The organism is Hydrogenophaga sp. ZJX-1 (genome assembly GCF_048590325.1).
Lineage (GTDB): Bacteria > Pseudomonadota > Gammaproteobacteria > Burkholderiales > Burkholderiaceae_C > Hydrogenophaga.
The window spans coordinates 278,812-304,503 of sequence record NZ_JBMBRA010000001.1; the positions used below are offsets into that span (position 1 = coordinate 278,812).

The 25,692-nt window shown below is 66.9% G+C and carries 24 protein-coding genes; 18 read left to right on the forward strand and 6 right to left on the reverse strand.

Annotated features, from left to right (window positions below):
• Positions 1-340: 340 nt before the first annotated feature.
• The 4 genes from ACN5W5_RS01395 to ACN5W5_RS01410 are packed head-to-tail and all read right to left on the reverse strand — an operon-like array spanning position 341 to position 4,492.
• Complete coding sequence (locus ACN5W5_RS01395; RefSeq protein WP_420046816.1) at positions 341-1,378, reverse strand: FAD:protein FMN transferase; 1,038 nt, start codon at positions 1,376-1,378, stop codon at positions 341-343.
• Complete coding sequence (locus tag ACN5W5_RS01400) at positions 1,359-3,566, reverse strand: PepSY domain-containing protein (RefSeq protein ID WP_420046817.1); 2,208 nt, start codon at positions 3,564-3,566, stop codon at positions 1,359-1,361. Before ACN5W5_RS01400 ends, ACN5W5_RS01395 begins: the two co-directional genes overlap by 20 nt.
• A 10-nt stretch (positions 3,567-3,576) precedes the next feature.
• A complete protein-coding gene (locus tag ACN5W5_RS01405) occupies positions 3,577-4,053 on the reverse strand; it encodes a DUF2271 domain-containing protein (protein WP_420046818.1) in 477 nt (158 codons plus the stop codon).
• Between the two features lie 25 nt (positions 4,054-4,078).
• The gene (locus ACN5W5_RS01410) at positions 4,079-4,492 is read right to left on the reverse strand and encodes a PepSY domain-containing protein (RefSeq protein WP_420046819.1); all 414 of its coding nucleotides are present in this window, start codon (positions 4,490-4,492) and stop codon (positions 4,079-4,081) included.
• A 258-nt stretch (positions 4,493-4,750) separates the two neighbouring features.
• Between ACN5W5_RS01410 and ACN5W5_RS01415 the strand changes: the two genes are divergently transcribed.
• From ACN5W5_RS01415 to ACN5W5_RS01455, 9 genes are all read left to right on the forward strand, one after another.
• Complete coding sequence (locus ACN5W5_RS01415) at positions 4,751-5,542, forward strand: TOBE domain-containing protein (protein ID WP_420046820.1); 792 nt, start codon at positions 4,751-4,753, stop codon at positions 5,540-5,542.
• Positions 5,543-5,774: 232 nt separating this feature from the next.
• Positions 5,775-7,295, forward strand: coding sequence for an aldehyde dehydrogenase family protein (locus ACN5W5_RS01420; RefSeq protein ID WP_420046821.1), 1,521 nt, complete (start codon positions 5,775-5,777; stop codon positions 7,293-7,295).
• A 79-nt stretch (positions 7,296-7,374) separates the two neighbouring features.
• Positions 7,375-7,743: a DUF779 domain-containing protein gene (locus ACN5W5_RS01425; protein ID WP_420046822.1), complete on the forward strand. Its 369-nt coding sequence runs from the start codon at positions 7,375-7,377 to the stop codon at positions 7,741-7,743.
• A gap of 244 nt (positions 7,744-7,987) precedes the next feature.
• Positions 7,988-8,416: a cupin domain-containing protein gene (locus ACN5W5_RS01430; RefSeq protein WP_420046823.1), complete on the forward strand. Its 429-nt coding sequence runs from the start codon at positions 7,988-7,990 to the stop codon at positions 8,414-8,416.
• 21 nt (positions 8,417-8,437) lie between these two features.
• Positions 8,438-8,794 (forward strand): nuclear transport factor 2 family protein, encoded by a 357-nt coding sequence (locus ACN5W5_RS01435; protein ID WP_420046824.1) that lies wholly within the window; start codon positions 8,438-8,440, stop codon positions 8,792-8,794.
• Between the two features lie 13 nt (positions 8,795-8,807).
• Positions 8,808-9,245: a nuclear transport factor 2 family protein gene (locus ACN5W5_RS01440; protein ID WP_420046825.1), complete on the forward strand. Its 438-nt coding sequence runs from the start codon at positions 8,808-8,810 to the stop codon at positions 9,243-9,245.
• Between the two features lie 17 nt (positions 9,246-9,262).
• Positions 9,263-9,658 (forward strand): VOC family protein, encoded by a 396-nt coding sequence (locus ACN5W5_RS01445; protein ID WP_420046826.1) that lies wholly within the window; start codon positions 9,263-9,265, stop codon positions 9,656-9,658.
• A 204-nt stretch (positions 9,659-9,862) separates the two neighbouring features.
• The gene (locus tag ACN5W5_RS01450) at positions 9,863-10,843 is read left to right on the forward strand and encodes a helix-turn-helix domain-containing protein (RefSeq protein ID WP_420046827.1); all 981 of its coding nucleotides are present in this window, start codon (positions 9,863-9,865) and stop codon (positions 10,841-10,843) included.
• Positions 10,844-10,969: 126 nt separating this feature from the next.
• Positions 10,970-13,060 carry a TonB-dependent receptor family protein gene (locus tag ACN5W5_RS01455; protein ID WP_420046828.1) on the forward strand — a complete coding sequence of 697 codons (2,091 nt, stop codon included), beginning with the start codon at positions 10,970-10,972 and terminating at the stop codon, positions 13,058-13,060.
• Positions 13,061-13,108: 48 nt separating this feature from the next.
• On the opposite strand, the gene ACN5W5_RS01460 is transcribed toward ACN5W5_RS01455, so the two are convergent.
• Positions 13,109-13,849 (reverse strand): ATP-binding cassette domain-containing protein, encoded by a 741-nt coding sequence (locus ACN5W5_RS01460; RefSeq protein ID WP_420046829.1) that lies wholly within the window; start codon positions 13,847-13,849, stop codon positions 13,109-13,111.
• A gap of 25 nt (positions 13,850-13,874) precedes the next feature.
• The gene (locus ACN5W5_RS01465) at positions 13,875-14,852 is read right to left on the reverse strand and encodes a tripartite tricarboxylate transporter substrate binding protein (RefSeq protein ID WP_420046830.1); all 978 of its coding nucleotides are present in this window, start codon (positions 14,850-14,852) and stop codon (positions 13,875-13,877) included.
• A gap of 268 nt (positions 14,853-15,120) precedes the next feature.
• On the opposite strand from ACN5W5_RS01465, the gene ACN5W5_RS01470 reads away from it, so the two are divergent.
• The 9 genes from ACN5W5_RS01470 to ACN5W5_RS01510 all read left to right on the forward strand — a co-directional run bounded on the left by ACN5W5_RS01470 (position 15,121) and on the right by ACN5W5_RS01510 (position 25,662).
• Complete coding sequence (locus ACN5W5_RS01470) at positions 15,121-16,113, forward strand: PQQ-dependent catabolism-associated beta-propeller protein (RefSeq protein WP_420046831.1); 993 nt, start codon at positions 15,121-15,123, stop codon at positions 16,111-16,113.
• Between the two features lie 149 nt (positions 16,114-16,262).
• The gene (locus tag ACN5W5_RS01475; RefSeq protein ID WP_420046832.1) at positions 16,263-17,432 is read left to right on the forward strand and encodes a branched-chain amino acid ABC transporter substrate-binding protein; all 1,170 of its coding nucleotides are present in this window, start codon (positions 16,263-16,265) and stop codon (positions 17,430-17,432) included.
• Entirely contained in the window at positions 17,414-18,259 is an 846-nt protein-coding gene (locus tag ACN5W5_RS01480; protein WP_420046833.1) for an ABC transporter permease, read from the forward strand. Before ACN5W5_RS01475 ends, ACN5W5_RS01480 begins: the two co-directional genes overlap by 19 nt.
• Positions 18,256-19,059 (forward strand): quinoprotein dehydrogenase-associated SoxYZ-like carrier, encoded by an 804-nt coding sequence (locus tag ACN5W5_RS01485; RefSeq protein ID WP_420046834.1) that lies wholly within the window; start codon positions 18,256-18,258, stop codon positions 19,057-19,059. The genes ACN5W5_RS01480 and ACN5W5_RS01485 overlap by 4 nt, the downstream gene beginning before the upstream one ends.
• A complete protein-coding gene (locus tag ACN5W5_RS01490) occupies positions 19,056-20,045 on the forward strand; it encodes a quinoprotein relay system zinc metallohydrolase 1 (protein ID WP_420046835.1) in 990 nt (329 codons plus the stop codon). Before ACN5W5_RS01485 ends, ACN5W5_RS01490 begins: the two co-directional genes overlap by 4 nt.
• 337 nt (positions 20,046-20,382) lie before the next feature.
• Positions 20,383-22,074 (forward strand): PQQ-dependent methanol/ethanol family dehydrogenase, encoded by a 1,692-nt coding sequence (locus ACN5W5_RS01495; RefSeq protein WP_420046836.1) that lies wholly within the window; start codon positions 20,383-20,385, stop codon positions 22,072-22,074.
• A gap of 147 nt (positions 22,075-22,221) precedes the next feature.
• Positions 22,222-22,545: a c-type cytochrome gene (locus ACN5W5_RS01500; RefSeq protein ID WP_420046837.1), complete on the forward strand. Its 324-nt coding sequence runs from the start codon at positions 22,222-22,224 to the stop codon at positions 22,543-22,545.
• Entirely contained in the window at positions 22,542-23,138 is a 597-nt protein-coding gene (locus tag ACN5W5_RS01505) for a hypothetical protein (protein ID WP_420046838.1), read from the forward strand. Before ACN5W5_RS01500 ends, ACN5W5_RS01505 begins: the two co-directional genes overlap by 4 nt.
• A gap of 121 nt (positions 23,139-23,259) precedes the next feature.
• Complete coding sequence (locus tag ACN5W5_RS01510; protein ID WP_420046839.1) at positions 23,260-25,662, forward strand: MASE3 domain-containing protein; 2,403 nt, start codon at positions 23,260-23,262, stop codon at positions 25,660-25,662.
• Positions 25,663-25,692 lie beyond the last annotated feature (30 nt).

The following is a 25,692-nucleotide window of genomic DNA, read 5'->3' on the forward strand; positions in this document are numbered from 1 at the left end:
CCGTCCAGTAGATGACGCTGATGGTGCTGGCGTACGCGATACCCGCCAGCATCAGACCGAGCACGACATGGCTGAACACCTTGAGACTTCGGTACGCGGTCATGGGTAGCACCTCGACGGTTGGGCCCGCGTTCCCTCGGGAGTGAGAGAGGCCGGCAGTCGGTGCATGTTGACGAGGTCGCTTCTCATCATCTGTGCGGAAGCGCACATATTCAGAATCGCTCACATGCAGGCGCGCTCGTGCTGGTGACCCAGACCTGCCCACCGCCTTTCGGTTTCGAGACGGGACAGCGAACATTCGGCGAGTCGCAGGCCTCCTGTGTGCCTTTTCAGTTGCTGATCAGAAACCCGGTTTGTCGGTGTGCAATCTGGCTTCTTCAATTTGGGGGCGTGCAAGGCTTGAACGGTCTGCGGATCTTCCAAACCGCCCCAGTCCCACCTCGACCAGGCCTTCAGCACGGCGCAACAGGAACAGCACATCCATCCCCACGCGCTGTGCCATGGCCAGGCCCTCGTCGGGACCCGCCACCAGCAGGGCCGTGGCCCAGGCGTCCGCGTGCATGCACGTGCGCGCCAGGACGGTGACCGATGCCACGGCGTTGTTCACGGGTGCGCAGCGGCGCGCGTCCATGGTGTGCGCGAGGCGCGCATCGCCCACTTCCAGATAGCGTCGGTAGTCGCCCGAGGTGGCCACAGCCAGATCCTCCAGCTCGATGACGCCGTGTACCGCGCGGCGCCCGGGCTCTGGGCGTTCCAGCGCCACGGCCCAGGGCACGCCGCTGGCCTGGGTGCCCACGGCGCGCAGCTCGCCATCCAGCGCCGCCAGCGCATGCCGCACGCCGTGCTGTTGCAGCACTTGGGCCATGCGGTCCACCGCGTAGCCCTTGGCAATGCCGCACAGGTCGAGTTGCAGGGTCGTAAGCTTGCGGGCGCGACCAGAGGGCCTGTCGAGTTCCAGGCGTCCGTGCCCAGTGGAGGGGGTGGACTGGCGTGCGGCGCGGATCGCTTGCGCGTCGGGTGCATCGCGCACCGCACCAAACCCCCAGGCATCCACCAGCGCCCCCACGCACGGATCGAAGGCACCCGCGCTCAGGCGGTGGACATCGAGTGCACAGTCCAGCACCTCCAGGATGTCAGCGGGCAGGTCCACCCACTCGTCCACGGGCGCGCGGTTCAGGCGCATGAGGTCGCTGTCCGGTTTCCAGGGCGACATCTGCATGTCCACCAGCTCCACCGCAGCGGCGAGGTCCTGGCGCAAGGCCGCCAGGTCCACGGTGTGGTCGGCGTCGACCGTGGCAGACCAGCGTGTGCCCATGGTCGGACCGTGCAGGGTGGTGCGCTGGCAGGGCGCAGCGGGCTCAGAAGACATCTTCGGCATAACGCTCCTTGGCTTTCAGCGTCGATACGCTCAACTGCAGTGGTGCGAGCACCGTGTCCAGCGTCTCCGCCACGCCCTGTGCCATGGCACGGCTTCCGCAGACGCGCACGAGGGCGCCCTGTGCCACCAGGTCGCGCACGCGCTCGGCGTCTCGGCGCAGGGCATCCTGCACATAGCCGCCGCCACCGGGCACGCGGGAGAAGACCGTCTCCAGCGTTGCCAGGCGCCCTTCGTCGAGCCAGCGCTGAATGTCGGAGCCGAAGTAAAAGTCCCGCGCCGGGTCGCGCCCACCAAAGTACAGGTGCATCGGGCTGCGTCTGTCGTTGCGGCGGATGAAGCCGGCCAGCGGCGCCACGCCTGTGCCCGCCCCGATCAGCAGCACAGGCCGCCGCGTTCGCGGCAGTGCAAAGCCGGGGTTGGACCGGACAAAGGCGGTGATGCTGTCCCCCATCTGCAGGCCCAGCAGGTGCGTCGAGCACAGGCCGCCGGGCATCTGGCGCACGCAGATTTCCACGAACCCGTCTTTCCAGCCCGACGCCAGCGAGTAGTAGCGCGGCACGGTCGAACCCGGTGGCACGATGCCCAAGAGATCACCGGCTGCAAACCGCGCCAGACCGTGCCCGCGCAGGCGTGCGCCCGGTCCCTGTGCCGGCCAGGCAAAGCGCAGGATCGCCGTGGCCTGCCCGGTGACACCGGGATAGTCCTGGCGCGCCACGAGCGTGAGCGTCGTGGTGGGTGGCACGCGAGGTACATGCTCCAGGACGAGGGGTTCGCCGAGCGCCTGCGCCAGTGCAACGCCCCAGCGTGCGAACTGCTGGCCCGATTGCTGGTGGATGCACTCCAGTGGCAGCAATGCGGGCCAGCCCTGGGCGCGCAGCGTCTGATCCAGCGCCACGGCAAAGGCGCAGAAGGCGGGAAACTGCCGGTCGCCAAAGCCCAGCACCGTCACCGGCACAGCGCTGGCGCCGAGCTTGGCGATGTGCTCCAGGGCGTGGCTGGCGTGGGCCGGGGCCTGGCCTTCACCATAGGTTGCTGCCAGCACAAACACCTGCCGCGTGGCGGCCGTGGTTTGAAAGTTCTCCAGCTCGCTGGTGTGAACGCGGTGGCCACCCTGGCTCAGCGCGTCTTGCAGCGTCTGGGCAAAACCCCAGGTGCTGCCGCCTTCGCTGGCCACGAAGATGAGCACGTCGGCCTGTGCCAGCGGGGTGTTGCCGGTGATGCGTGGCGCCTGGCGGCGCGCTTGCCACCAGATGACAACGCCCGACAGCCAGAACAGCAGCATGCTGGCGCCCACGAGCCCAAGCACCACGGCCCAGGGCCAGGACGCTTCGCCCGTGTGCAGCACCACGGCCCAGTCGTAAATGCGCTGCGCCAGGGTGGCGTCCTGCCAGGCCAGCATCTGACCCGAGTACCGGTCGATCCAACCCTGACCCTGGGCGGTGGCCACGTTCCAGGTGTCTTCCGGGTCGGTGGGGCCGGGAAAATTCAGCTTGCGCAAATCCTTCATCGCAAGGCTTTGCAGCGGGGCCAGCCGCGCGCCCGGCAAGTCGGGCTGGCCGGTGAGCACCGAGAGCACTTCCGGCTCGACCCGGGCGTCGAGTTCCACGAGGCCCAGGGTCGAGGCGCTCATGGTCAGTGCCGTGAGCGATGTCAGGCAAAGCACGGCGAGCACTACACGGCCCGCGACCACGTGGATGCGCTGCGCCAGCGAGCCACGCACCCGCGCCGCCAGCTGCCGCCAGCCGCCCATGCGCCGCAGCAACAGCACCAGGGCAGAGACGCACAACAAAGCCATGGCCAGCGCAATGCCCGCTGCACCCCAGCGCCCGGCATCGCCCAGCAACAGCGAGCGGTGCAGGTTCTTCACCCAGCGCGGCAGCGCCGAGGCTTGCCACGCACCCAGTACCCGGCCATCGGCCGGGTCCACGTACTGCGCCTGCGGCTGGTCGCCGGCAAAGCTGAACACCACGACGGCACCCGAGGGCAGGTGCCGAATCTCTTCCGCATCCGGAACGGTGCGCGTCACGCGCTCCACCAGCGTGGCCACGGGCAGATCGCCCGGTGCGGCGGGCGCCTGCCACGCCTGCTGCACCGGGTCGATCGCCAAGACAGAGCCGGTGATGCCCAGCACCACAGCCAGGGTGCCAATGGTCAGGCCCAGCCAGCGGTGGATGACTTTCCAGCTCATGCGAGTCCCTTTACTGCAGCTGGAAGGTCACCGACTGGATGTACTGCTTGCCGGCCTGCGGCTTGCCGACGTTCGCTTTGGACAGCGGGATGCGGACCTCCGACGGGCTGTCCCGCATGTCTTCCACGGCGGCGTCGATGCGGATTTCATAGCCCGCATCCATCAGTGCATCCGCCAGATCGGCGGTGACCTTGAGCGTGCGCCCCGCGCCCACACTGGCGCCGGTCACGCCATCCAGGCGCTTGGCATCACCCGCCGAGAGGCGGCTCCAGTCGGACAGGTGCTTGTGGTACTTGGCCTTGCCACCGGCCACCCACAGCGTGCGCACATAGGCGCCTTTCGCATCGGTCAGGTACGCGGCCAGGTAGGCGCCGTCGCCGCCGTAGTTCTTGAGCTGGGCGGTCAGCGTGAGCGGGCGGCTGTGGGCCAGCGCGGGAAGGGCCAGCGCGCTGGCGGTGGCCAAAATGGTCATCAGAGGTTTGGACATGGTGATGCTCCTGTGGGATGGGGGATTACTCGATCTGGCCGCGCGGCGCGGTGCCAGGGGTCAACAAAGGCGATGGCACGGCGGTGTCGTCCGGTTGCGGCGGTCGGGTCTGACGCGCAGCACCGTCCTCATCGTGATCGCGTTCCCGGACACGCTGTTGCCTGTCTTGCTTCATCTTCAACACCTTCAGGGTTTCGGGGTCGATCTTGGCTTTGAAGCTGCGTCCTTCGGCATCGGTGCCGCGAATTTCATAACAGCCGTCGTCGATCTTCAGCCGCTGGATCTGCCAGCCCTGTGCGGCGGCCATCTGCCGCACAGCCTCACGCGTCTGCCAGCGATTCAGCGGCGCTTCGCAAGCGTCACCGGCCCATGTGGGCAGGGCGGCCAAGCCCAGAGACAGCACCAGCAGGCCGTGCCGCAAAGAGGGGATGGATTTCATGGGAGGCTCCTTTACAACGGGTTGGCACATGACGGTCAAGGCGGGTGCCCAGCAGCTGGATTCCAGGTGCAACTTTGACAGGCATGGGGGTTTTGCTTCCTTGTTGACGGGTATTGTGGAAAAACCACCTTGTACGCGTGCTGAATGGCGCGTTCATTGTCTGTTCATCATCCAGAAGGCAAAACGCAGCAAGACGCCGGCCAGCGGTGACGATGGCTGTGGCAACGTGGCCTTGACCTCCCATGGAACAATCCCGTCATGACGCCACTCCCGCCAGCCGCCCTCTCCGAAGCCCTCGGCCATGCCGCGAGCGACAAGCGCCTGGAGGTGTTGCGCTGCGTCGGCGAGACAGGTTCCATCTCGCAGGCCGCCCGCGACACAGGCATCAGCTACAAGGCCGCGTGGCAGGCCATCGACACGCTCACCAACTTGAGCGGTGTGCCGCTGGTGGAGCGCACGGTCGGCGGGGCGGGCGGGGGCGGTGCGCGCATCACGGCGCAGGGGCTGCAGCTGTTGCAACTGGCTGACGAGCTGGCTCGGGCGCGCGACACCGTGCTGTCGCGTTTTGCCGGTGGGCGCTCGTTGGGCACGGGGCTGGGCCTGCGCACCAGCATGCGCAACCAGCTGCCTTGCCGCGTGGAACGCTGTGAGCCCGCTTCGCCCGACGATCCCATGATGTGGGTCCACCTGCGCACGCCCGGGCAGGCGCTGCTGACGGCGAACCTCACCCGCGAGAGCGCCGATCTGCTGGGGCTGGATGCGGGGCTGGAGGTGCTGGTGCTCTGCAAGGCCACGGCGGTTGAGATGGCGGAAGTGCCGCGCGCATCGAAGGTGTCCCGGACCGTGGATGCTGCGGAGCTGGCGATCAGCGAACTGAAGGGCACGGTGGAGCGCGTGTCGCCCGGACAAGGGCGTGATGAGGTGGTGCTCTCGCTCGACGGGGGCGGGCACTGGGTGGGCTTTGCGGCCCATCCGTTTGTGGTGAAACCCGGGCGCGCTGCCGTGGCGCGCATGGCCCGTTCGGCCCTGGTGGTGGCCCTGCCTGGCTGACGTGCTTGGGTGCTCGCCACCCGGCCAACTTATGCACGGCCGTGCCGTACCAGGCCAGCACAGGCTGGCACACCAGTGCGCCGCTTTGTCACACCCGGGGTGACGCTGTGACAGAAAAGAGAGCAGGAATCTCAATTTGAGTCGGTCTTCTGGCGTGGCACGGAAGTTGTGGTGATGAAGGCAGCCCATCGGGCGATTCACCTTTTTTTCACCATCCCAGAGGACGACAAACATGATTTACGCAGCCCCAGGCGTCGCCGGCGCCAAGATCGCCTACAAACCGCGCTATGACAACTTCATTGGCGGCAAATGGGTCGTGCCGTGCAAGGGCCAGTACTTTGACGTGATCACGCCCGTGAGTGGCCAGGTCTACACGCAGGCCGCGCGCTCCACCGCCGAAGACATCGAACTCGCGCTCGACGCCGCCCACGCCGCCGCCGACAAGTGGGGCAAGACCGACGCCGCCACGCGTTCCAACATCCTGCTGAAGATCGCCGACCGCATCGAGCAGAACCTGGAGCTGCTGGCCTACGCCGAGACCGTGGACAACGGCAAGGCAATACGCGAAACGCTCAACGCCGACATCCCGCTGACCGTCGACCACTTCCGCTACTTCGCGGGCTGCGTGCGCGCACAGGAAGGTGGCGTCAGCGAGATCGACGAGAACACCATGGCGTACCACATCCAGGAACCGCTGGGCGTGGTCGGCCAGATCATTCCCTGGAACTTCCCGATCCTGATGGCGGCCTGGAAACTGGCCCCGGCCATCGGCGCCGGCAACTGCGTGGTGCTCAAGCCGGCCGAGTCCACCCCGATCTCCATCCTGATCCTGGCCGAGCTGATCGCCGACCTGCTGCCCCCTGGCGTGCTGAACATCGTCAACGGCTATGGCCGCGAAGCCGGCATGCCGCTCGCCACGAGCAAGCGCATCGCCAAGATCGCCTTCACCGGCTCCACCACCACCGGCCGCGTGATCGCCCAGGCCGCTGCCAACAACCTGATCCCGGCCACGCTGGAGCTGGGTGGCAAGAGCCCCAACGTGTTCTTCGCCGACATCATGGACAAGGACGACGCCTTCCTCGACAAGGCCGTCGAAGGCCTGGTGCTGTTCGCGTTCAACCAGGGCGAGGTCTGCACCTGCCCGAGCCGCGCGCTGATTCAAGAATCCATCTACGACAAGTTCATGGAGCGCGTCTTGAAGCGCGTGGCCGCCATCCAGCACGCCAACCCGCTGGACACCGACAGCATGATGGGCGCGCAGGCCTCCAAAGAGCAGCTGACCAAGATCCTGTCCTACCTGGAGCTGGGCAAGGCCGAAGGCGCCGAAGTGTTGGCCGGTGGCGGTCAGGCCCACCTGGGTGGTGATCTGGAAGGCGGCTACTACGTGCAGCCCACGCTGTTCAAGGGCCACAACAAGATGCGCATCTTCCAGGAAGAGATCTTCGGCCCCGTGCTGGCCGTGACCACCTTCAAGGACGAAGCCGAAGCGCTCGAAATCGCCAACGACACGCTGTATGGCCTGGGCGCCGGCGTGTGGAGCCGCAACGGCAACGTGGCCTACCGCATGGGCCGCGCGATCAAGGCGGGCCGTGTGTGGACCAACTGCTACCACGCCTACCCGGCACACGCCGCGTTCGGTGGCTACAAGGAATCGGGCATCGGCCGCGAGACCCACAAGATGATGCTCGATCACTACCAGCAGACGAAGAACCTGCTCGTTTCCTACTCGGAAAACAAGCTGGGCTTCTTCTGATCCAGCCGGATTGAAGTGAGATCAAAGGGGAGCTGGCAACGGCTCCCCTTTTTGCCTTTTCAGAACAAGGAGACAAGAGATGGTTGAAAAAGTCATTGCCACACCGGCCGCGGTCGAACTCATTGAGTTCCTCAAGATCCAACACGGCCCCGAGCTGATGTTTCACCAGTCGGGTGGCTGCTGCGACAACAGCGCGGCCAACTGCTACCTGCCCGGCGAGATCACCATGGGCGCGGGCGACGTGTACCTGGGCCAAATCGGCGGCTGCCCGTTCTACATCGGCAAGGCGCAATACGCCTACTGGCGCCACACGCAGCTCATCATCGACGTGATCGAGGGCCACGGCGGCACCTTCTCGCTCGAAGGGCCCGAGGGCAAGGCGTTTCACACGCGCTCGCGGGTGTTCACCGAGGCCGAGATGGCGGAGCTGGACGCGGAGTCAACCTAGGGGTTGCCCGGTTGTGGGTGGCGCGCGCAGTGCGCGTCGGTGCTAACCCTGATGTGCGCGCATGGTCAATTCGCCTTGCGCGGAGGATCAGGCTGCGCCAGCGCGGCGCGCCTAACCTTGCGGCACGGCATCGCGCTGGAGTGAACCGCAAAAGATGAACACCAGAAGCGCCGCCGGAACGGGGGCTTGATCCCATCTGGGTCGGCCCTGGTTGCATCGCCCCACCTCAACACCGGAGACCACCATGAAACCCAAAACCAACGAAGCGTATGTGCAGATCGATGCCCTTGAATGGCAGCCCTTTCCCGATGCGTTCTCGACCGGCGGTATTCGCTGGAAGCTGCTCAACGTGGCGCCCGAGATGGGGTCGTGGACGGCGATCTTCGACTGCCCCGCGGGCTCGTCTTTCGCCTCCCACATTCACGCCGGCCCCGGCGAGTACTTCCTCACCCGGGGCCGCATGGACGTGCGTGGCGGCAAGGCCGCCGGTGGCGACACGGCCGTGGCCCCCGGCTACGGTTTCGAGTCTTCGGGTGCGCGCCACGACCGCACCAACTTCCCCATCGACAGCGAGTTCTACATGACCTTCCTCGGGCCCTTGACCTTCATCAAGCCCGACGGCTCGCCGATCGCCGTGATCGGCTGGGAAGAGGCGCAAGGCGCCTGGGGCTGAAGGAAACCAAGGAGAACTGCCATGTCTGAACTTGCATCACCCGATCGTGTACGAACGGCGCAAGAGGTGTTCGACCACCACCTTCAGGCTTTCAGCCAAGGGCTTGACGCGCTCGTTGCCGACTACACGGAGCATTCGTCCATCTTCCTGAAAGACCAGACCATCACCGGTCTGGCGGGCATTCGCGCCTTCTTTGACGCCTTCCTGAAAGGCATTCAACCCGGCTTCTGGGACGCCTTCAAGATCGTGCGGCAGGACGTCAGTGGCGACACGGCTTACCTGGTTTGGGAGGCGGCGCCATTCATCAAGCTGGCCACCGACACCCTGCTGATTCGCAACGGCAAGATCCACGTCCAGACCTTCACTGCGTTGTCCTGAACAGAGAAACCACATGACACAGATGAACCCATTCAACCGGCGGCAGGCTTTGGCAGGAGGCGCGTTGGCGCTCGCTCTGCCGCTCCTCGCCACGTCCAGCGATGCCGCCGCTGGCGAGCAGGCGTCGAGCGCCACCCAGAAGGTTCTGGCGCATCACCTGGGCGCCTTCGCGAAAGGCCTCGACGAGCTCATGCGCGACTACAGCGCGACATCGGTCATCCTCACGCACGACAAGCAGTACCGAGGCGTGGCGGAGATCAGGGGCTTCTTCGATGGCTTCCTGAAATCGGTCAAGCCCGGGTTCTGGGAGGCGTTCAAGATCAACGCGCAGGCCATTGACCGCGACGTGGCCTACCTGGTGTGGGAAGCCAAGCCGTTCGTGAACATCGCGACCGACACCCTGGTGGTTCGCCACCAGAAGATCGTTGTGCAGACCTTCACGGCGGCCTGAGACACGCCCACGTCTCCATGGCCAAGCTCATCCACACCATGATCCGGGTTCGCGATCTGGACGCCTCCCTCCGCTTCTACCGCGAGGTGCTGGCGCTGACCCCGTCGCACCGGCTGGACTTCCCGGATTTTTCGCTGGTGTACCTGCGCAATGCCGAGGCCGATGCCGAAATCGAGCTGACCTGGAACCAGGGACGTCAAGAGCCCTACACCCATGGCGATGGCTACGGTCATGTGGCGGTCGTGGTGGACGATGTGTCGGCTCGGCACGCAGAGCTGGTGCAGGCCGGCCACGGACCTTTGCCGGTCAAAGAGTTCAAGGTGGGCGACACGCTGTTGGCGCGCTTCTTCTTCATCCTGGACCCGGACGGCTACAAGATAGAGGTGTTGGAGACGCACGGCCACTACCGCTGAAGGCCTGGCCTTTTGGTGAAAACCCTTGTGCTGTCGCGCCGGGGGACTTCGCTCTGCATCCACTGACCTTTCGCTCCCATCCCATGAGATCCGTGCTTGCCGACTACCCTTTTGCCTTGGAGCCAGCCGCTCTCGGGCCTATCATGCCGAGGGGTGTGGACGGTCCGGCAGAAGACCTCAGAACCATCGGAGACGCAGATGCTGATGAAGACGAAAACGGCCGATACCGCGCCGGTTCACGAGTGGTCAACCGCGGGCCTCACCCGCTCCGACGCCACCGACGCCTGGCAGGCTGCGCTCACCGAGAACTACGGTGAGTGGCAGGTCTCTCAAGCGGTCGGCAACGGGTTCACGGCCAGCGTTCGCAACCGGAATTTCAGCGGTGTGCGCGTGGTCGAATGTGTCTGCGACCCCTGCACCGGGCGGCGCCTGCCGCAGTTCATCGAACGCGCGCCGGAGCCCTACATCGGTGTCCAGATCACCAAGGCCGGTCGCGAACGGTTTCACTTCGGCGACGAAGACATCAGCCTGGGCGCGGGCGACATGCTCATCTGGAGCGGCTCGCAACCCACCGAGTTCACCGTGATGGAGCGCCTGCACAAGGTCTCGCTGGTGCTGCCGTGGGCCGATGTGCAGGAGCGGCTGCCCCGGGGTTCGGCGTTCACCGGTACGGTCATCGACAGCCGCGTGGGGATTGGTGCTGTCCTGTACTCCCATGTCGACAGCCTGGCCAGGCAACTCGATGTGTTCACCGAAAACGACCACGCGGCCGTGCGTCGGGCCACGCTGGAGCTGCTGACAGCGGCCATGAGCCACCGGGTGGAGGTGCCGCAGCGCGGTCTGGCGTTGCGCTACCTGAAGCAGTTGCAGGACCACATCCTCACCAACCTGCAGGACGAGCAGCTGTCGCCAACCAGCATTGCGACCGCCAACCACATGTCGCCCCGCTACGTGCACATGCTGTTCGCGCAGATCGGGGTGAGCGCGTCGGTCTGGATCCGGACGCAGCGGCTGGAGCGTTGCAGGGAAGACCTGCGCAGCCGGGCGTACCGCGACAGCAGCATCGCTGAAATCGCCTACGCCTGGGGGTTCACCGACCCTTCACATTTCACACGCGTCTTCAAGCAGCAATTCGGCGTGGGGCCCAGGGAGTACCGGGAAGGTGGGACGAGGCCCACCAGCTGACTGTTCCATTTCCGGACACCTTCGACCACAAAAGGCGTGGCACGGAACTTGTAGCCAGAATCGGGTGGAACAACCGCCACCGACCCAGCGTGCACGAGTGCGCTGGGGATTTGATGGAGACAAGACATGACCCCACGCCCCACCTTCACCCTGCTGCGCCTGAACGCCGCGCTCCTCATGGCCCTGGCCGGCACGGCAGGCGCCCAGACCCTGTCGGAGGTGGTGGTCACCGCCAACCGTGAGGCGCAACAGAGCTTCGACGCGCCGGCCGCCATCCAGGGCATTGGCCGCGAGACCATCGAGGCCGCCGGGCCGCAGGTCAACCTGTCCGAGTCGCTGAACCGCATCCCCGGCATCACGGTGCTCAACCGCCAGAACTACGCGCAAGACCTGCAGCTCTCCATCCGCGGCTCCGGCTCGCGTGCGCCCTTCGGCATCCGCGGCGCGCGCCTGATCGTGGACGGCATCCCCGCCACCATGCCCGACGGCCAGGGCCAGGCCTCCACCATCAGCCTGCCTTCGGCCGAGCGCATCGAGGTGCTGCGCGGTCCGCTGGCCCAGCTGTACGGCAACTCGTCGGCGGGCGTGCTGCAGGTGTTCACCGCCGACGGCCCCGAGCGGCCCGAGCTGCGCACGAGCGTCGACCTGGGCAGCGAGGGCCTGCGCCGCTACGGCCTGCAGGCCGCGGGGCAGAGCGGGGCGCTCAACTACGTGGTCGACCTGAGCGACTTCCAGACCGATGGCTGGCGCGTCAACAGCGCGGCCGAGCGCCAGCACCTCAACGCCAAGCTGCGCTGGAGCCTCAGCGAGCAGACCCGCCTGACCGTCGTGGCCAATGTGTTCGATCAGCCGGTGTCGGGCGATCCATTGGGCCTGACGCGCGAGCAGTTTGAAGCCGACCCGCGCCAGGCCGTGACCAACTCGACGCTTTACAAGGCCGGCAAGGACGTGTCGCAGCGCCAGCTCGGCCTGGTGCTGGACCACCGGCTGGACGCCGCCAGCAGCCTCAATGCGCGGGTCTACGCCGGCCAGCGCGATCTGGACAACCGCCTCTCCATCCCGCTGTTTGTGCAGACCGCGCCCACGGCGGCCGGTGGCATCGTGCAGCTGGACCGCCGCTACAGCGGGGCCGGCCTGCGCTACACGCGCCGCATCCCGGCCGGTGAAGGCCAGGTGCAGCTCAGCGCCGGGCTGGACCTGGACCGCATGAGCGAACAGCGCCGCGGCTACATCAACAACTTCGGTACGCAGGGCGATCTCAAGCGCGACGAAGACGACAGCGTCGACAGCGCCGGCCTCTACACCCAGGCCGACTGGGCCATCAACGAAGACTGGAGCGCGGTAGCCGGCCTGCGCCTGAACCGGGTGGACTTTCGCGTCAAAGACCGCTTCATCAACGGCAGCAACCCCGACGACAGCGGCGAGGTCGACTTCAGCGCCACCAACCCGGTGCTGGGCATCACGCGCCACCTGAGCGCCGACACCAACCTTTACGCCAACGTGGGCCGGGGCTTCGAGACGCCCACGCTCACCGAGATCGCGTACACCGCCGACGGCAGCGGCCCCAACCTGGCCCTGCGCTCGGCGCGCAGCACGCACATGGAACTGGGCCTGAAAACGAAGCTGGCCGAGGGCCACCGCCTCGACGTGGCGCTGTTCCGCATCAACACCAGCAACGAGATCGTGGTGGCCTCCAGCAGCGGGGGCCGCACCATCTACACCAACGCCGGCAGCACCCGCCGCTCCGGCCTGGAGCTGGCCTACAGCGGGCAGCTCGCGCCCGAGTGGCGCACGCACGTGGCGCTGTCCACGCTGAGTGCGAAGTTCGCCGACGCCTTTGCCAGCAGCAGTGGCGCCACGGTGGCCAAGGGCAACCGCATTCCCGGCACGGTGGACCGCGCGCTGTTCGCCGAGCTGGCCTGGCAGCCGCGCGCCGTGCCCGGCATGACGGCCGCGCTGGAGCTGGTGCACCAGGGCGGCATGGCGGTGGACGATCTCAACAGTGACCGCACCGAGGCCGCCACCCTGTTCAACCTGCGCCTGGGTTTCGAGCAGAAGCTGGGCGCCTGGAAGCTGCGCGAATCGCTGCGCCTGGACAACCTGGCCGACAAGGCCTACATCGGTTCGGTCATCGCGAACGACGGCAACCGCCGCTTCTTCGAGCCCGCGCCGGGTCGGCAGTGGGGTCTGGGTTTGACAGCCAGCTATGCGTTCTGATCCCGCCCCTCCCCCTTTCCCTCTGGGAGAGGGGGAGGGTGCGTGCGCTCACAGGCCTGGCTTTTCCAGTGCGCGCAGCACCTCGGTCTGGAAATCGCCGCCCTGAGATGCCTGCATGAAGGCGTCGATCGAACCGTCGAAGCGCACCGTGCCCTGGTGCAGCAGCATCAGGCGGTCGGCGACCTTCACCTCTTCGATCAGGTGCGTGGCCCAGAGCACCGCCATGCCGCGCGTGTGGCACAGGCCGCGAACGGTGTCGAGCAGGTGCTGGCGCGAGGCCGGGTCCAGGCCCACCGTGGCCTCGTCCATGAGCAACACGGCCGGCTCGTGCAGCAGGGCCCGTACCAGCTCCACCTTGCGCCGTGTGCCGCCCGAGAGGCTGCGCACCACGGCCTTGGCCTGATCGCCCAGGCCCATGGCCGCCAGCCCCTCGGCGATGCGCTGCTTGGCCACCGCGCGCGGCAGGCCGTGCAGGTCGGTATGGAACAGCAGGTTGGCCATCACCGAGAGGTCCATGTCGAGCGCGCTCTGCTGGAACACCACGCCCAGCGAAGCCAGCGCGCGGCTGGGGTGGCGCTGCATGTCGTGGCCCATCACCACGATCGTTCCCTGGTCCGGGCTGAACAGGCCGGTCAGCAGCTGCAGCAGGGTGGACTTGCCGGCGCCGTTGGGCCCCAGCAGGGCCAGCATTTCACCGGCCTGCAGCGCCACGTTGACGCCCTTGAGAGCGGGTTTGCCGTTGTAGGCCTTGTGCAGGTTCTGTGCGGTCAGCAGGCAGGTGTCTGTCATCGTTCGGGTGTTCGTGGTGGAGCGGTCAGCTGCTCGGGCGGGCCAGCAGGTTCATGCGTTTGAGCAGGCGCTTTTCGTGCTCCACCGTGGCCAGCACGGCTTGCCGGTAGTCGTGCGTGTTGAGGTAGTCCAGGCCCTGATCGTACTTGGCCAGCGCGGCCTGGTGCCGCTCGCTGAACATGGCACGGCGGAACACCTCGTGCAGTTTCTGCACCACCGCCTCCGGTGTGCCGCGCGGTGCGGCCAGGCCCCAGGGCGAGGTGTAGACCGCGTGCTCGTAGCCGAGCTCACGCATCGTCGGCACCTCGGGCCAGCGTGGGCTGCGTTGCGCGCTGAACGTGGCCAGCAGACGCATCTGGCCGCGGTCCACCCAGGGCGCGAAACCGGTGGAATTGACGCCGGCCATGATCTGTGCGCCCGCGATCGCCAGCATCTGGTCGGCCGTGCCCTTGTAAGGCACGTGCACGTAGCGCACATCGTGGTTCAGCAAGATCTCTTCCATCGCCAGATGGGCCGTGGTGCCGATGCCGGTCGAGCCCAGCACCAGTTCACCCGGGTGCTTCTGCGCCCAGTCCACCAGATCGGCGAGCGTTTTCCAGGGGCTGCTGGCGGGCACCAGCACGCCGAAGGTGACGCCCGAGACCTGCAGGATCGGGCTGAGGTCGGCCACCGGGTCCCAGGGCACATGGTTCATCAGGGCGTGGCGGTACACCGTGATCGGGACCTGGCCGATGGTGTGGCCGTCGGGCTCGGCGGCCTTGAGCAGCGGCGCCACCTGCGTGCCCGCCGCGCCCGGTTTGTTGATGACCACGATGGGCTGGCCCAGCAGCGGCTCGGCCTCCTCGCACAGGACGCGCAGCGTCAGGTCGGTCTGGCCGCCCGCGGGCCAGGGCACGATGAGCTGCAGCGGTTTGGTGGGCCAGGGGGTGGCCGCAGGGCTGCCCGGCTGCGCCAAGGCGCGGGGCAGCGCGGATGCGAAAGCGAGCGATGCGCCCAGGCCCATGAAGCCGCGCCGTGAAACCCCGTTCGTGCAGTGGTGGAACGCATCGAGGGTTTTCCCTGTGCCATTTTTGAACGCTGGGCGTGACGGTATGTGTCTCATGGGGCGGTGTCTGTGTCTCCAGCGCCCGGGAAAGCCCCGGGCACCGGTGGTTTTCAGGCAATTTCTGTTCCCGTGCGCCTGGCACCGTTTTTGCTGATCGCTCGTGCGCACCTCGACGTGCGCCGGACGAACACCGTTCGCCGATACCCAGAAAGACAGGAGACTTTTCATGCCCCTTCGTGCCACGATGGCTTCTGCCCTGCGCGCCGTGTCACTCGCCGGAGCTGTCGCCTCGCTCGCCTTGTCGGCCCAGGCCCAGGGTGCCGGCAAGGTCTATGTGTCGAGCGAGAAGGACAACAAGATCTATGTCTTCGACACCCAGGGTGAGCGCACCGGCGCCATCGACGTCTGCAAGCGTCCGCGCGACATGCGCTTCAGCGGCGACGGCCAGCAGATCCTCGTGATCTGTGGCGACAGCAACGCCATGGGTGTGGTGGACGTGGCCACCGGCAAGCTGGCCGGCACGGTGCCCCTGGGCGACAGCCCCGAGATGTTTGCCCTCAGCCCCGACGGCAAGACCGCTTACGTGTCGATCGAAGACGAGAACGTGGTGGCCGCCTACGACATCGGCACGAAGAAGGCGGTGTTCGAGGTCAAGACCGGTGGTGAGCCCGAAGGCGTGCTGGTCACGCCCGACGGCAAGACGGCCTACGTCACCTCCGAGGTGGCCAACGTGGTCCACGTGATCGACCTCGCCACGAAGAAGGTCACGAAGAACATCAAGGTCGGCAAGCGCCCGCGCCGCTTCGTGCTGTCGCCCGATGGTGCCGAACTCTGGGTGACCAACGAACTCGACGCCACCGTCAGCGTGGTCGACACGAAGACCCACACCGAGAAGCAGAAGATCAAGTTCGAAGTCAAGGGCATGCGCCAGGCCGACATCACGCCCGTGGGCATGACCATCAGCCCAGATGGCAAGAGCATCTGGGTCGGGTTGGGCAGGGCCAACCATGTGGCGCAGATCGACGTGGCCACCAAGGCGGTGAAGAGCCAGATCCTGGTCGGCAAGCGCGCCTGGGGCATGGGCTTCGCGCCGGACGGCAAGACGCTGTACGTGGCCAACGGACTGTCGGACGACATGACGCTGGTGGATGCTGCCAGTGGCAAGGCGATCAAGACGGTGCCGGCCGGGCGGGTGCCGCACTCGATCTTAGTTAAATGACCCCCCCCGTTGCTTGCTCGCTGCGCCCCGAATTGCCGCCGCAAGCGGCAATTCGCTTAGCCGCATACCCCCCCGGGGGGGCAATGCCTGCGGCCCGGCAAAGCCGGTTCCGCGGCATTCTGGGTTGGGGTCTGTGGCGCGCTGCTGGGTTGGCGTTGTTGGGCGTTTCGGGCTTTCTTTCTTCGCCGGTTTTCGCGGCCACCAAGGTCACCATCGCGGTGGTGTCGCTGGACGGCGACCCGCGCCACGCGCCGCGCCGCATGGAGAAGGGCTATCCGGGTCACCCGACCGGGCGGGCCATCGACGGCGTGAAGCTGGCGGCGGAGGACTCGGCGTTTGAGCTGGACGCGGCCGGGCTGGAGCTGGTGGTGAAGGACGTGGTGCTGCCCAACGCCGCGGCGCTGCCCAAGGCGCTGGCCGAGCTGAAGGCTCTGAGGGTGCAGCACGTGGTGGCCGATCTGCCGCTGGCCGAGCTGCGAGCCCTGGTGCAGGCCGCGCCCGCTGCACTGGGCGGTGCCATCGTGTTCAACGCCGCGCTGGACGACGACAGCCTGCGCGGCGCCCAGTGTGCCGCCCACCTGTTGCACACGGCCCCCAGCCGCGCCATGTTCGGCGACGCGCTGGCCCAGTACCTGGCCGCACGCAACTGGCGCAAGGCGCTGCTGTTGCAGGGGCCGTTGCCGGGCGACGCGCTGATGACCGAGGCCTTCAACCGCTCGGCCAAACGCTTTGGCATCAAGGTCGTGGCGCAGAAGCCGTTCAAGCTCACCGGCGACCCGCGCGAACGTGACCTGGGCAACACGCGCCTGCTCACCGGCGACCGCGAACACGAGGTGGTGGCGGTGATGGACAGCGACGGCGAGTTCGCGCGTTTGCTGCCCTACGCCACGCAGTGGCCGCGCCCGGTGGTCGGTGCCAACGGCCTGGTGGCCACGGCCTGGCACCCGCAGTGGGAGCGCTACGGCGGCCCGCAACTCACGCGCCGCTTTGTCAAGCTGGTGGACCGGCCGATGCGGGGACCCGACTGGGCGGCCTGGGCGGCGGGCCGCGCGGTGGCCACCGTGCTCGCCGAGAACCCCAAGGCGCCGGTGGCGCAGCAGCTCAAGGCGCTGCGCGGGGGCAGCACCACGCTCGACGGCTTCAAGGGCCGCAATCTGTCGTTCCGGGCCTGGGACGGCCAGCTGCGCCAGTCGCTGTTCCTGAGCCATGTGGACGGCGTGGTCGGTACCGCGCCGCTGGACGGCGTGTTGCATCCCAGGGAAGTGCTCGACACGCTGGGTGTCGATGAACAGGAGAGTGCATGCAAGTCGCGTCCGTGATGCCGGCCGTTGCGCCACCGCTGCCCCTGCACCTGCTGCGCGCACTGCGCGCGGTGGTGGGGCGCGAGCTCAACCGTTTTCTGCGCCAGCCCACGCGCCTGGGCTCGGCGCTGGTGCGGCCGCTGTTGTGGTTCGTGGTGTTTTCCGCCGGGTTCAACAACGTGTTCGGCGTCGCCATCGTGCCGCCCTACGAGACCTACATCGAATACAAGGCCTACATGGTGCCGGGCCTGCTCGGCATGGTGGCCCTGTTCAACGGCATGCAGAGCTCGCTGTCCATGGTGTACGACCGCGAGATGGGTGTCATGCGCCTGCTGCTCACCGCGCCGCTGGCGCGTGGCTGGTTGCTGGCCTTCAAGCTGCTCGCGGGCACCTGCCTCTCGGTGCTGCAGATGGGGGTGTTCCTCGCCATCGCCTGGGCCTTCGGGGTCGAGGTGCCGCTGGCCAACCTGCCGGGCCTGCTGGTCGCCATGGCCTGCGGCGCCACGATGCTGGCCGCGCTCGGGCTGATGCTCTCGGTGTACGTGAAGCAGCTGGAGAACTTCGCCGGCACGATGAACTTCGTGATCTTCCCCATGTTCTTCATCAGCCCCGCGCTGTACCCGCTGTGGAAGCTCGAAGAATCGGGTGCCTGGTGGCTGCTCCGGCTGGCGGAGTGGAACCCCTTCACGCACGCGGTGGAGGCGATGCGCTATGCGCTGGTGGGGCAGTTCACGGCCTTGTCGTGGTCGGTGGTGGTGGGCTGCGGCGTGGTGTTTTTCGTGGCCGCTTTGTGGGGCTACGACCCGCAACGCGGATGGGTCAAGAGCAAGGGAGGCGGTGGATGAGCCCGATCATTCAACGCCGCCATCTGCTGGGTTGCGGCTTGCTTGGCGTGTTGGTGCCCGCCGCGCTACGCGCGCAAGACGACCAGACCGGCGGTGATCCGCTGGGCTCCATGCAATACCCCAGTCTGCGCGAGCAGACGATCGGCAAGGCCACGGCGAAGTTCTCCGACGCGGTGATGATCAAGGGCCCGGCCTTTGCCGACGACGCGATGAACGTGCCGCTGCTGGTGGACGCGCGCGGACTCGGCCAGGTGGGTGGCGGTGTCGCGCGCATCCGCGTGGCGGTGGACCGCAACCCGGTGCGTCAGGTGCTGGACTTCGAACCTCTGCGCGCGCTGCCCATGCTGGCCTTCCGCATCCGCATGGAGCAGGCCTCGCCGGTGCGCGCCTTTGTGCAGACCCAGGACGGCCAGTGGCATGTGGGCAGCACCTGGGTGCAGGCGGCTGGCGGTGGCTGCACGGTGCCCGGCCTCACGCGCGCCGACGGTTCCTGGAGCAAGACCCTGGGTCAGGTGCAGGCGCGGTTTTTCAACAACGTGCTCGAAGGCAGCCGGCGCCTGCGGGTGCGCGTGATGCACCCGATGGACACGGGGCTGGTCGCGGGCATCCCGGCTTTCTACATCGAAGAGCTGCAGCTGGTGGACAGCACGGGCCAGGCCTGGTGGAAGCTGGCCTTGCACGAACCGGTGTCGGAGAACCCGATCATCACCTTTGAACTGCCACCGCAGGCGGTCCCAGGCCTGCGACTGATCGGACGCGACAACAACGGCAACCGGATTGATGCCGAGGTGGGCGTGTGAAGCGGCTTCTGCTTTTCACAGCGTTTGCGCTCGTGGGTACGGCGCAGGCACAGACCATCGCCGTGCCACCGCCGGCATCCAAGCCCGACGCCGCCGCGTTCAACTACGACCTGCAACCGCGCCAGATCGCCGATGGCACCTGGGTCATCGAAGGCGCGGTGCAGGACTTCAGCCGTGCCAACGGCTGCAACATCATCAACACCGCCTTCATCGCCACCGGCGCGGGCGTGGTGGTCATCAACACCGGGCCTTCGCGCCTGTACGGCGAGCAGCAGCGCCGCGCCATCGAACGCGTCACGCGTGAGCCGGTGCAACGCGTGATCGAACTCAACCTGCACCCCGACTATTTCTTCGGCAACCAGGCCTGGGCCGACCGGCCCACGCAGGCGCTGGCCGGCAGCATCAGCGGCATGCAGGCCGAAGGCACGGCCTACGCCGACAACCTCTACCGACTCTGCGGCGACTGGATGCGTGGAACAGAGTCCACCCCCGCGCGCGAGGCCGTGCTGCCGCAGACGCTGCAGCTCGGCCAGCACAAGCTGGAACTCCAACGCCTGCACGGCCACACCGCCGACGACCTGGTGCTGCTCGACCACCACACCGGCGTGCTGTTTGCCGGCGGTCTGGTGTTCGCCGAACGTGTGCCCACCACACCGCACGCCGACTTCGCCGCGTGGCTGGCCAGTCTGGATGTGCTGGAACAGCTCATCACCAGCGGTGCCGCAAAAACCGTGGTTCCCAGCCACGGCCCGGTGCACAGCGGTGTGGCCGGGGTGCAGCAGACGCGGGACTGGCTGCGCTGGCTCACGAGCCTGATGCAGAACAGTGCCGAGCGCGGCCTCGACCTCGGCGAGGTGCTGGGCACGCCCGTGCCCGAGCGTTTCAAGCGCTGGGCCGCCCAGCCCGCCGAGCTGCACCGATCGCTCACGCAGTGGTACCCGCGTTACGAACAGCGCGTGCTGGCTGAACCTGTCCGCCGGCCCTGAGCAGCGTGCCGTGTTGCGGCCCGGGAGCGCTGCACCGCAGGCACTGCGACATTTCTGAACACTGTCACAAGGGTGTCTCGCCACCCGGTTCGGGTTTGGCGCATTTGCGGCCGTCCGGCGGCCCGGTCGTGGCGTTGTGGGGGTATTCCGATCAGTGAAAACCCTAGGGTTTGCACTGGCACAGAAGTTGCCATTTCTTCCCCGCGTGCATGTCCGAGACCGGAGGGGCTGGAGCCAGAAGAGCGGTCAGGCGGCACGGCCAGTTCCCACAAGCCATCAACCTCACAAACGAGCAGGAGACCACCCAGTGAAACGCACTCTATTGAGCCTTTTGGTCATGGCCGCCACGGCCCACGTCAGCGCCCAGGGGGTGACCGACGCGATGATCGCAGACGACGCCAAGACACCCGACAACGTGCTCAGCTGGGGCCTCGGCACCCAGGGCCAGCGCCATTCACCGCTGACCGGTATCAACGAAAAAACCATCAGCAAGCTGGTGCCCGTGTGGTCCATGTCGTTCGGTGGTGAAAAGCAGCGCGGCCAGCAGTCGCAGCCGCTGGTCAACAACGGCAAGATGTTCGTCACCGCGTCCTACTCGCGCATCTACGCGGTGGACACCAAGACCGGCAAGAAGCTCTGGAAGTACGAGCACCGCCTGCCCGAAGGCATCATGCCCTGCTGCGACGTGATCAACCGCGGCGCTGCCCTGTACGACAACCTCGTCATCTTCGGCACGCTGGACGCCCAGCTGGTGGCGCTCGACCAGGAAACCGGCAAGGTGGTCTGGCGCGAGAAGATCGACGACTACTCCGCCGGCTACAGCTACACCGCTGCGCCGCTGATCGCCGAAGGCCTGCTCATGACCGGTGTCTCCGGTGGTGAGTTCGGCGTGGTTGGCCGCGTCGAAGCGCGCGACCCCAAGACCGGCAAGATGGTCTGGACGCGCCCCGTGGTCGAAGGCCACATGGGCTACAAGGACGGCAAGGAAAACGGCATCACCGGCACCACCAACGCCACCTGGCCTGGCGAGACCTGGAAGACCGGCGGCGCGGCCACCTGGCTGGGCGGCAGCTACGATCCCAAGACCAAGCTGGCCTATTTCGGCACCGGCAACCCCGGCCCCTGGAACAGCCATGTGCGCAAGGGCGACAACCTGTATTCGGCTTCCACCGTCGCCATCGACGTGAAGACCGGCCAGATCAAGTGGCACTACCAGACCACGCCCAACGACGGCTGGGACTACGACGGCGTGAACGAGTTCATCACCTTCGACATGGACGGCAAGCGCGTCGGCGCCAAGGCCGACCGCAACGGCTTCTTCTACGTGATGGACGCCGAGAACGGCAAGCTGCTCAACGCCTTCCCCTTCGTGAAGAAGGTGACCTGGGCCACCGGCATCGACCTCAAGACCGGCCGCCCGAACTTTGACCCGGCCAACCGCCCGGGCGACCCGACGGCCGCCGGTGGCGACGGTGCCAAGGGCAAGTCCGTGTTCTCGGCGCCGGGTTTCCTGGGTGGCAAGAACCAGATGCCCATGGCCTACAGCCCGAAGACCGGCCTGTTCTACGTGCCCACCAACGAATGGGGCATGGAGATCTGGAACGAGCCCATCACCTACAAGAAGGGCGCCGCCTACCTGGGCGCGGGTTTCACCATCAAGCCGCTGTTTGACGACCACATCGGTTCGCTGCGCGCCATCAACCCCAAGACCGGCAAGGTCGAGTGGGAAGTCAAGAACGAAGCCCCGCTCTGGGGTGGTGTGCTGACCGCGGGCGACCTGGTGTTCTGGGGCACGCCTGAAGGCTACCTCAAGGCCGCCGATGCCAAGACCGGCAAGGTGGTGTGGCAGTTCCAGACCGGCTCCGGCGTGGTGGCACCTCCCATCACCTGGACCGAAGGCGGCGAGCAGTACGTGAGCGTGGTCTCCGGCTGGGGCGGCGCGGTGCCCCTGTGGGGCGGTGAAGTGGCCAAGAAGGTCAACTTCCTCGAACAGGGCGGCTCGGTCTGGACCTTCAAGTTGATGAAGTGATTCAGCGGCAGCGGGGCGCAGCCTGAAGGGGCGGCCCTGCCACATTGGGCGGTGTCGGCCGCCGCACGCGTGCGAACGGTCGACCCCGCCCTTTTTTTGTCCCGTGTTTGTTTTCCATCTCTCTTTTCTTCTTTCAGGTGCCTTGCCATGCGACCCGTTCTGATCCTTGTCTCCGCCCTTGCTGGCCTCAGCGCCCCGGTCCACGCGCTCGACGCCGCCGCCGCCATTGAAATGGCCAAGGCCAACGGCTGCTTCTCCTGTCACTCGGCCAACGAAAAAGTGGTCGGTCCGGCCTACAGTGCCGTGCACGAAAAATACAAGGACGACAAAGACGCCGTGGCCTCGCTGGTGCAGTCCATCCAGTACGGCTCCAAGGGCAAGTGGGGACGTATCCCCATGCCGCCTCACCCCGGCATGAGCCCCGCCGACATCAAGACCCTGGCCGAGTGGGTCATGACCATCAAGCCATGAACCCGCGGCGCACACCGCCCGCTGCGCGCCGAAGCTGGCGCGGGGGGCTGGCGTGTGCGCTGCTGTGTGGCCTGAGCACCACAGCGGGTGCCCAGGCCTTCGAGCTGAGCGGCGAGAAGGCGCTGGTGGCCTTCACCAAGGATGGTCAGCGCACCCGCATCGGCGCGGTGTTTTTCGAGCCGCAGGGGCAGGGCACATCCCGCTTCCGCGTGCAGATGGACCCCGCCGTGATGCGCGACCATTTCCTCTCCATGCGCGAATTCAAGTGCCTGCCCGCTGCGCAGGAAATCAGCTGCTTCGTGCCGTATCCCTATGCGCAGCCCGGCACCGTCGCGCCCGGCCAGTTCGCCTGGCTGGAGCACAGCCTGCTGTTCTTCTTCAAGCAGCCCGCCGACTTCGGGGCCAAGCTGTGGAACGGTGTCATCTTCAAGTTCGCGGCCACGCCCACCGGCCTCGTGGGCAAACCCCAGGCGGTGGACCTCAACCGCATCGGTGTGCCGCCCGACAACCTGGACGAGCCGCCCTACGGCGCGTTCGATCGCGACGACTTTGCGCCCGGGGCGCGCTGGATGCAGGAACTGCGGATTGAGTGAGGCGGGCGCGGGCAGTTGTGCCGCGGGCGCCTCCGGCGCTCGAAACGCTTCCCGGGAACGGCCCGCGACCGCGCGGCAGCGCTTTTCAAGAGGCCGCGCATTTTTCCGTTAATGTGACGGTATGGCCTTCACCCACCCGCTCAGATACGGTTTTCTCAGCCTGCTTGCGGTGCTGGGCATGGTCGGCATCGTCAGTGTCCCACCCGACACCGCCAGCGGTCTGCTCGCCGGCCGCATGCTCGAACTGCACCTGCTGCTGGAGCTGTTTGCCATCGTGATCGCCGCGCTGGTGGTCACGGTGTCCTGGCACACCCTCGACCGCCAGCAGGACCACAGTGCCAACGCCTTGCTCGCGGGTTTTGTGGTGGTCATCGGCTGCGATCTGATGCACGCCCTGACCTACGAAGGCATGCCACCCTTGCTCACCGAGAGCAGCACGCCCCAGGCCATCTTCTTCTGGCTCATGGGCCGCAGCTTCGAGTTCTTGACGCTGGGTGCCGTCGCGGCGGGCCTGGCACCCCGCTGGCCCCGGGCGGCCTTGCTGGGCATTGGCCTGGCGGTGGCGTTGGTCATCATCGCCTTTGGCTCTTTCGCGCTCGATCTGTTTCCCGTCACCTTTGTGCCGGGGCAGGGCGTGACGCCTTTCAAGGCGGGCTACGAGTACGTGCTGGTAGGGCTCAACGGCCTGCTCGCGCTGGTGCTGTGGCGCCGGGCGAAATCCGAACAATCGCGGCAACACGCTCTGCTCGCACTCTCTTGCCTCTTCATGGGTCTGGGTGGATTTGCCTTCACGGCCTATGTGGCACCCTCGGATTTCCAGAACGTGGTGGGCCACCTCTACAAGGTGACGGCCTACGCCCTGCTTTACCGCGCCACCTTCATCACCAGCATCCGTGCCCCTTTCGAAGCCCTGCGCCTCTCGGAAGCCCGGGTGCGTGAAAGCCAGGCCCGCATGCACGCGCTGGGCGCCAACCTGCAGAACGCCGTGCTGTACCAGGTGGTGATGGAACCCGATGGCCATCGCCGCTTCACCGAGGTGTCCGACTCGGTGGAACGCGTCTGCGGTGTGACCGTGGCCGATGTGCTGCGTGACCCGATCACGATGTACGGCAGCGTCCACCCGGACGACATGGCCAGCCTCGCCGCCGCCGAACAGCGCTGCGCCGAAGCACTGCAGGTGTTCGACTGCGAAGCACGCTTCCGCCGGCCCGACGGCAGCGTGCGCCGCATTCATCTGGTGTCTGCGCCGCGCGTCTTGGACGGTGGCCTCATCGTGTGGGATGGCCTGCTCACCGACGTCACCGACCGCACCGAAGCACAGGAGGCCCGGCGCCGGCTGGAACAGCAGCTGGGCGAAGTGCAAAAGATGGAGTCCATCGGCACGCTGGCCAGCGGCATCGCCCACGACTTCAACAACGTGCTTGCGGCCATCCTGGGCAACGCCCACATGGCCCGTGAAGACCTCAAGGGCGGCAACCCGGCCGATGTGGCGCTCAGCCTGGACCAGATCATCAAGGCCAGCGACCGGGCCAGGAACCTGGTCGACCGCATCCTGAGCTTCAGCCGGCGCGACGCCGCCCGGCGCCAGGTGCAGCCCGTGCTGCCGGTGCTGCGTGAAAGCTTGTCGCTGCTGCGTTCCACTCTGCCGGCCGGCGTGCAGCTGATCGAATGCATCGACGACCCCGAGGCCAGCGCCGAGATCGACCGCACCCAGTTTGAACAGGTGCTGCTCAACCTCTGCACCAACGCCTGGCATGCGCTGGGCGACCAGGGTGGGCGCATTGAAGTGGGGCTGGACACCGTGGTGCTCGGTGCCGCCGCGGCCATGCCCCTGGGCCTGCTGCCCGGGCGCCATGTGCGCCTGTGGGTGCAGGACAACGGCAGCGGCATGGACGATCAGGTGCGCCAGCGCATCTTCGAACCCTTCTTCACCACCAAGCCGGTGGGCAAGGGCACGGGGCTGGGGCTCTCCGTGGTGCACGGCATCGTGCGCTCGCACGATGCCGCCATCGGCGTGCATTCACACCCCGGTCAGGGCACCCGGTTCGACATTTTCATTCCGGCCCCGCCCGGTGGAGTGGCGCCCGCCCCGGCCCGCGGCACAGTGGCTCAGCCCGAAGCAGGACTCGGGCAAGGCGAACGGGTGTTGCTGATCGAAGACGACCTGCTCATGTCCGCCATGCTGGAAAAGCTGCTCGCGCGCCACGGTTACCGCGTGTCGCACCACAGCGAGCCCGAGCAGGCCATGGCCGTGGTGCGCGCCGACCCGCAGGCCTTCGACATTGTGGTGACCGACTACAACATGCCCCAGCACTCCGGGCTCGACGTGATCACCGCCATCCGCCGCATGCGCCCGGGCCTGCCGACCATCCTGGTCTCGGGCTACGTCAGCGACGAACTGCGCGCCCGCGCGGCCGCACAGGGCGTGTGCCACGTGCTGGAGAAAACCCGCGTGCTCGATGACCTGGTGAAGCTGCTGGGTGACACGCTGCGACCTGCGGTGGAACAGGTGGCTGAAGCTTGAACCTGCGGGGCCGCATGGTCTTTCGCAAGG

What these genes read in the sequence shown, in the direction of transcription:
- ACN5W5_RS01395 (WP_420046816.1), bottom strand. Translation starts at nt 1,378, where the DNA reads ATGCCGAAGATGTCTTCTGAGCCCGCTGCGCCCTGCCAGCGCACCACC.
- ACN5W5_RS01400 (WP_420046817.1), bottom strand. Translation starts at nt 3,566, where the DNA reads ATGAGCTGGAAAGTCATCCACCGCTGGCTGGGCCTGACCATTGGCACC.
- ACN5W5_RS01405 (WP_420046818.1), bottom strand. Translation starts at nt 4,053, where the DNA reads ATGTCCAAACCTCTGATGACCATTTTGGCCACCGCCAGCGCGCTGGCC.
- ACN5W5_RS01410 (WP_420046819.1), bottom strand. Translation starts at nt 4,492, where the DNA reads ATGAAATCCATCCCCTCTTTGCGGCACGGCCTGCTGGTGCTGTCTCTG.
- ACN5W5_RS01415 (WP_420046820.1), top strand. Translation starts at nt 4,751, where the DNA reads ATGACGCCACTCCCGCCAGCCGCCCTCTCCGAAGCCCTCGGCCATGCC.
- ACN5W5_RS01420 (WP_420046821.1), top strand. Translation starts at nt 5,775, where the DNA reads ATGATTTACGCAGCCCCAGGCGTCGCCGGCGCCAAGATCGCCTACAAA.
- ACN5W5_RS01425 (WP_420046822.1), top strand. Translation starts at nt 7,375, where the DNA reads ATGGTTGAAAAAGTCATTGCCACACCGGCCGCGGTCGAACTCATTGAG.
- ACN5W5_RS01430 (WP_420046823.1), top strand. Translation starts at nt 7,988, where the DNA reads ATGAAACCCAAAACCAACGAAGCGTATGTGCAGATCGATGCCCTTGAA.
- ACN5W5_RS01435 (WP_420046824.1), top strand. Translation starts at nt 8,438, where the DNA reads ATGTCTGAACTTGCATCACCCGATCGTGTACGAACGGCGCAAGAGGTG.
- ACN5W5_RS01440 (WP_420046825.1), top strand. Translation starts at nt 8,808, where the DNA reads ATGACACAGATGAACCCATTCAACCGGCGGCAGGCTTTGGCAGGAGGC.
- ACN5W5_RS01445 (WP_420046826.1), top strand. Translation starts at nt 9,263, where the DNA reads ATGGCCAAGCTCATCCACACCATGATCCGGGTTCGCGATCTGGACGCC.
- ACN5W5_RS01450 (WP_420046827.1), top strand. Translation starts at nt 9,863, where the DNA reads ATGAAGACGAAAACGGCCGATACCGCGCCGGTTCACGAGTGGTCAACC.
- ACN5W5_RS01455 (WP_420046828.1), top strand. Translation starts at nt 10,970, where the DNA reads ATGACCCCACGCCCCACCTTCACCCTGCTGCGCCTGAACGCCGCGCTC.
- ACN5W5_RS01460 (WP_420046829.1), bottom strand. Translation starts at nt 13,849, where the DNA reads ATGACAGACACCTGCCTGCTGACCGCACAGAACCTGCACAAGGCCTAC.
- ACN5W5_RS01465 (WP_420046830.1), bottom strand. Translation starts at nt 14,852, where the DNA reads ATGGGCCTGGGCGCATCGCTCGCTTTCGCATCCGCGCTGCCCCGCGCC.
- ACN5W5_RS01470 (WP_420046831.1), top strand. Translation starts at nt 15,121, where the DNA reads ATGCCCCTTCGTGCCACGATGGCTTCTGCCCTGCGCGCCGTGTCACTC.
- ACN5W5_RS01480 (WP_420046833.1), top strand. Translation starts at nt 17,414, where the DNA reads ATGCAAGTCGCGTCCGTGATGCCGGCCGTTGCGCCACCGCTGCCCCTG.
- ACN5W5_RS01485 (WP_420046834.1), top strand. Translation starts at nt 18,256, where the DNA reads ATGAGCCCGATCATTCAACGCCGCCATCTGCTGGGTTGCGGCTTGCTT.
- ACN5W5_RS01495 (WP_420046836.1), top strand. Translation starts at nt 20,383, where the DNA reads ATGGCCGCCACGGCCCACGTCAGCGCCCAGGGGGTGACCGACGCGATG.
- ACN5W5_RS01500 (WP_420046837.1), top strand. Translation starts at nt 22,222, where the DNA reads ATGCGACCCGTTCTGATCCTTGTCTCCGCCCTTGCTGGCCTCAGCGCC.
- ACN5W5_RS01505 (WP_420046838.1), top strand. Translation starts at nt 22,542, where the DNA reads ATGAACCCGCGGCGCACACCGCCCGCTGCGCGCCGAAGCTGGCGCGGG.
- ACN5W5_RS01510 (WP_420046839.1), top strand. Translation starts at nt 23,260, where the DNA reads ATGGCCTTCACCCACCCGCTCAGATACGGTTTTCTCAGCCTGCTTGCG.